This is a genomic window from Stenotrophomonas sp. NPDC077461 (assembly GCF_049545475.1).
GTDB lineage: Bacteria > Pseudomonadota > Gammaproteobacteria > Xanthomonadales > Xanthomonadaceae > Stenotrophomonas > Stenotrophomonas nematodicola.
This window is the reverse complement of sequence record NZ_JBMWDO010000016.1, coordinates 4,538-9,067: the sequence shown is the minus strand read 5'-3', so window position 1 is coordinate 9,067 and position 4,530 is coordinate 4,538. Positions and strand designations below refer to the sequence as shown.

The window sequence follows — 4,530 nt, the reverse complement described above, 5'->3', positions numbered from 1 at the left end:
CGCTTCAACATCATCGATACCCCCGGCCACGTTGACTTCACCATCGAAGTGGAGCGCTCCCTGCGCGTTCTCGATGGTGCGGTGTTCGTGCTGTGCGCCGTCGGTGGCGTGCAGCCGCAGTCGGAAACCGTGTGGCGCCAGGCCAACCGCTACAAGGTGCCGCGCATCGCGTTCGTCAACAAGATGGACCGCACCGGTGCCAACTTCACCAAGGTCGTTGGCCAGCTGAAGGCCAAACTGGGTGCCGTCGCCGTGCCGATGCAACTGCCGATCGGCGCTGAAGAAGGCTTCAAGGGCGTGGTCGACCTGCTCAAGATGAAGGCCATCCATTGGGATGAAGCCTCGCAGGGCATGAAGTTCGAATACCTGGACATCCCGGCCGACATGAAGGAAGAGGCTGAAGAAGCCCGCACCTACATGATCGAAGCGGCTGCCGAAGCCAACGAAGAGCTGATGGAAAAGTACCTGGGCGGCGAAGAGCTGACCGAGGCTGAAATCATCTCGGCGCTGCGCGCGCGCACCCTGGCCACCGACATCGTGCCGATGTACTGCGGCTCGGCGTTCAAGAACAAGGGCGTGCAGGCCATGCTGGACGGCGTGGTGCAGCTGCTGCCGTCGCCGATCGACGTGCCGGACGTGACCGGTACCGACGTCGACGACGAAACCATCGAGATGAGCCGCAAGTCCGACGACAAGGCTCCCTTCTCGTCGCTGGCCTTCAAGATCATCACCGACCCGTTCGTGGGCGCGCTGACCTTCTTCCGTGTCTACTCGGGCACGCTGAACGCCGGCGACCAGGTGATGAACTCGGTCAAGGGCAAGAAGGAGCGCATCGGCCGCATCCTGCAGATGCACTCCAACGATCGCGAAGAAATCAAGGAAGTGCTGGCCGGTGACATCGCCGCTGCCGTGGGTCTGAAGGACACCACCACGGGCGACACCCTGTGCTCGCTGGATCACCCGATCATCCTGGAGCGCATGGTGTTCCCGGAGCCGGTGATCTCGATGGCCGTCGAACCGAAGACCAAGTCCGACCAGGAAAAGATGGGTCTGGCCCTGGGCCGTCTGGCGCAGGAAGATCCGTCGTTCCGCGTCAAGACCGACGAAGAATCCGGTCAGACCATCATCTCGGGCATGGGCGAGCTGCACCTGGACATCATCGTTGACCGCATGAAGCGCGAGTTCAACGTCGAAGCCAACGTCGGCAAGCCGCAGGTTGCGTACCGCGAAACCATCCAGGCCGCGGACGTCAAGTCGGATTACAAGCACGCCAAGCAGTCCGGTGGTAAGGGTCAGTACGGTCACGTCGTGATCGAGCTGTCGCCGATCACCGCTGAAGACCGCGCCGATCCGAAGATCGCTCCGATGATCAAGGACGATTTCCTGTTCATCAACGACATCACCGGTGGCGTGATTCCGAAGGAATTCATTCCGTCGATCGAAAAGGGCCTGCGCGAAACCATCACCAGCGGTCCGCTGGCTGGCTTCCCGGTCGTTGACGTCAAGGTCAAGCTGGTGTTCGGCTCGTACCACGACGTCGACTCCTCGGAAATGGCGTTCAAGCTGGCGTCCTCGATGGCCTTCAAGCAGGGCTTCGCGAAGGCCAAGCCGGTTCTGCTGGAGCCGATCATGAAGGTCGAGATCGTGACCCCGGAGGATTACCAGGGTGACGTGATGGGCGACGTGAGCCGTCGTCGTGGCGTTCTGCAGGGTTCCAGCACCACCGGTGACGGTTCGGCCAGCATCATCAACGCGATGATCCCGCTGGGTGAAATGTTCGGTTATGCCACCTCGCTGCGTTCGCAGACCCAGGGTCGTGCGACGTTCACGATGGAATTCGACCACTACGAGCCGGCGCCGAACAACATCGCCGAAGCCGTGGTCAAGAAGGCCTGAGCGTAAGCTCAGGTCTTTACCTCCCTCTTTTCTGATATCCAAGGTATACAACAATGGCAAAGGGTAAGTTCGAGCGCACCAAGCCGCACGTCAACGTCGGCACCATCGGTCACGTCGATCACGGCAAGACCACGCTGACCGCCGCGCTGACCAAGATCGGCGCCGAGCGCTTCGGTGGCGAGTTCAAGGATTACTCCGCGATCGACGCCGCGCCGGAAGAAAAGGCGCGTGGCATCACGATCTCGACCGCGCACGTCGAATATGAATCCACCGAGCGTCATTACGCCCACGTGGATTGCCCGGGCCACGCCGACTACGTCAAGAACATGATCACCGGTGCTGCCCAGATGGACGGCGCGATCCTGGTGTGCTCGGCCGCTGACGGCCCGATGCCGCAGACCCGCGAGCACATCCTGCTGTCGCGTCAGGTCGGCGTGCCGTACATCGTCGTGTTCCTGAACAAGGCCGACATGGTGGACGACGCCGAGCTGCTGGAACTGGTTGAAATGGAAGTCCGCGAGCTGCTGAGCAAGTACGACTTCCCGGGCGACGACACCCCGATCATCGCCGGTTCGGCCCGTCTGGCGCTGGAAGGCGACCAGAGCGACATCGGCGTGCCGGCCGTGATCAAGCTGGTCGAAGCGCTCGACAGCTGGATTCCGACCCCGGAACGCGACATCGACAAGCCGTTCCTGATGCCGGTGGAAGACGTGTTCTCGATCTCGGGCCGCGGCACCGTGGTGACCGGTCGTATCGAGCGCGGCGTGATCAAGGTCGGCGAAGAAATCGAAATCGTCGGTATCCGTCCGGTCCAGAAGACCACCGTCACCGGCGTGGAAATGTTCCGCAAGCTGCTCGACCAGGGTCAGGCAGGCGACAACGCCGGTCTGCTGCTGCGCGGCACCAAGCGTGACGACGTCGAGCGTGGCCAGGTCCTGGCCAAGCCGGGTTCGATCAAGCCGCACACCAAGTTCGACGCCGAAGTCTACGTCCTGTCCAAGGACGAAGGCGGCCGCCACACCCCGTTCTTCAAGGGCTACCGTCCGCAGTTCTACTTCCGTACCACCGACATCACCGGTGCGGTCGAGCTGCCGGAAGGCGTGGAAATGGTCATGCCGGGCGACAACATCAAGATGGTCGTCACCCTGATCAACCCGGTCGCAATGGACGACGGTCTGCGCTTCGCGATCCGCGAAGGCGGCCGCACCGTCGGCGCCGGCGTGGTCTCCAAGATCATCGAGTAATCTGCTAGAATCGGCGCCCCGATGTTGCCTGGGTAGGGCATCGGGGCGTTCAACAACGGGAAAAGAGGCGCAGGACGCACCTCGTGTTCCCCAGACCAGGAAGGGTCGCGCCATTCAGGCTTTGTCAATAGGTCTCCTGTTGACGGGCGCTTTGTATGCGCGCTATACTTTTTGTCTGGGCAGATCGGGAGACCGGTCTGCCTCGATTTTTGAGGTCTATGGAAAGATCTTGGCGCCGCGCAGGACTGTGCGGCGTCCGCATTCAGGATATTCATGGGACAAGGCAACCCAGAGGCCTTGTCCGTCGCTCTTTTAACGAAGGAACCCACCGTCATGGCGGACCAAAAGATCCGAATTCGGCTGAAGGCGTTCGATCATCGTCTGATCGACCGTTCGGCCAGCGAGATCGTAGAAACGGCAAAGCGGACCGGCGCGCAAGTGCGTGGCCCGATCCCGCTGCCGACCAAGATCGAGCGCTACACCATCCTCGTCTCCCCGCACGTCGACAAGGACGCGCGTGACCAGTACGAGACCCGCACGCACAAGCGCGTGCTCGATATCGTCGACCCCAACGACAAGACCGTGGACGCGCTGATGAAGCTCGAACTGGCTGCCGGCGTCGACGTTCAGATCAAGCTGACCTGAGGACTACGACCATGACGAAGAAATATTCGTTGGGCTTCGTGGGCCGCAAGGCTGGCATGAGCCGCGTGTTCACCGAAGATGGCCAGGCCATCCCGGTGACCCTGATTGAAGCTACCCCGAACCGCATCGCGCAGATCAAGACCGTCGAATCCGACGGCTACAGCGCCGTGCAGGTGACCGTCGGCGCGCGTCGCGCTGCCCTGGTCAACAAGCCGGAAGCCGGTCACTTCGCCAAGGCGAAGGTCGAAGCCGGTCGTGGCCTGTGGGAATTCCGCGTTGAAGACGCCCAGCTCGGCGAATTCGCCGTTGGTGGCGAAGTCAAGGCGGACATCTTTGAAGTTGGCCAGAAGGTCGACGTCCAGGGTGTCACCAAGGGTAAGGGCTTCCAGGGCACCATCAAGCGCTACAACTTCCGTATGGGCGATGCAACCCACGGTAACTCGCTGTCGCATCGCGCGCCGGGTTCCTTGGGCCAGCGCCAGACCCCGGGTCGCGTTTTCCCGGGCAAGAAGATGTCCGGCCACATGGGTTCGGTGCAGCAGAGCACCCAGAACCTGGAAGTGGTGAAGGTCGATGTCGAACGTGGTCTGATCGCGATCCGTGGTGCCGTTCCGGGCGCAGCGGGTGGTGACGTGATCGTTCGTCCGGCTAGCAAGGCATAAGGAGAGATGACGATGGAACTCGTTATCACGGGTAGCAACAACAAGGTCTCGGTCTCCGATGCCGTGTTCGGTCGCGATTTCAG

3 protein-coding genes and 2 pseudogenes (1 of these 5 running past the window's edge) are annotated in these 4,530 nt (G+C 61.7%); all 5 read left to right on the top strand.

What is annotated here, in order from left to right; translation table 11 throughout:
• Positions 1-1,896 (top strand): annotated as a pseudogene (gene fusA, locus ACPEH8_RS19310) (elongation factor G); it begins 196 nt to the left of the window's first position.
• A 53-nt stretch (positions 1,897-1,949) separates the two neighbouring features.
• Positions 1,950-3,140, top strand: a complete 1,191-nt coding sequence (gene tuf / locus ACPEH8_RS19305) for an elongation factor Tu (RefSeq protein ID WP_136005519.1) — start codon at positions 1,950-1,952, stop codon at positions 3,138-3,140.
• Positions 3,141-3,473: 333 nt separating this feature from the next.
• Positions 3,474-3,785, top strand: coding sequence for a 30S ribosomal protein S10 (rpsJ, locus tag ACPEH8_RS19300; protein WP_010341589.1), 312 nt, complete (start codon positions 3,474-3,476; stop codon positions 3,783-3,785).
• Between the two features lie 11 nt (positions 3,786-3,796).
• Positions 3,797-4,447, top strand: a complete 651-nt coding sequence (rplC, locus tag ACPEH8_RS19295; protein WP_017355405.1) for a 50S ribosomal protein L3 — start codon at positions 3,797-3,799, stop codon at positions 4,445-4,447.
• A 6-nt stretch (positions 4,448-4,453) separates the two neighbouring features.
• A pseudogene (rplD, locus tag ACPEH8_RS19290) lies at positions 4,454-4,530 on the top strand (50S ribosomal protein L4); the annotation flags it as partial.

Bases quoted from the DNA above. Each gene is read 5' to 3' on its own strand.
- tuf (WP_136005519.1), top strand. From the start codon at position 1,950: ATGGCAAAGGGTAAGTTCGAGCGCACCAAGCCGCACGTCAACGTCGGC.
- rpsJ (WP_010341589.1), top strand. From the start codon at position 3,474: ATGGCGGACCAAAAGATCCGAATTCGGCTGAAGGCGTTCGATCATCGT.
- rplC (WP_017355405.1), top strand. From the start codon at position 3,797: ATGACGAAGAAATATTCGTTGGGCTTCGTGGGCCGCAAGGCTGGCATG.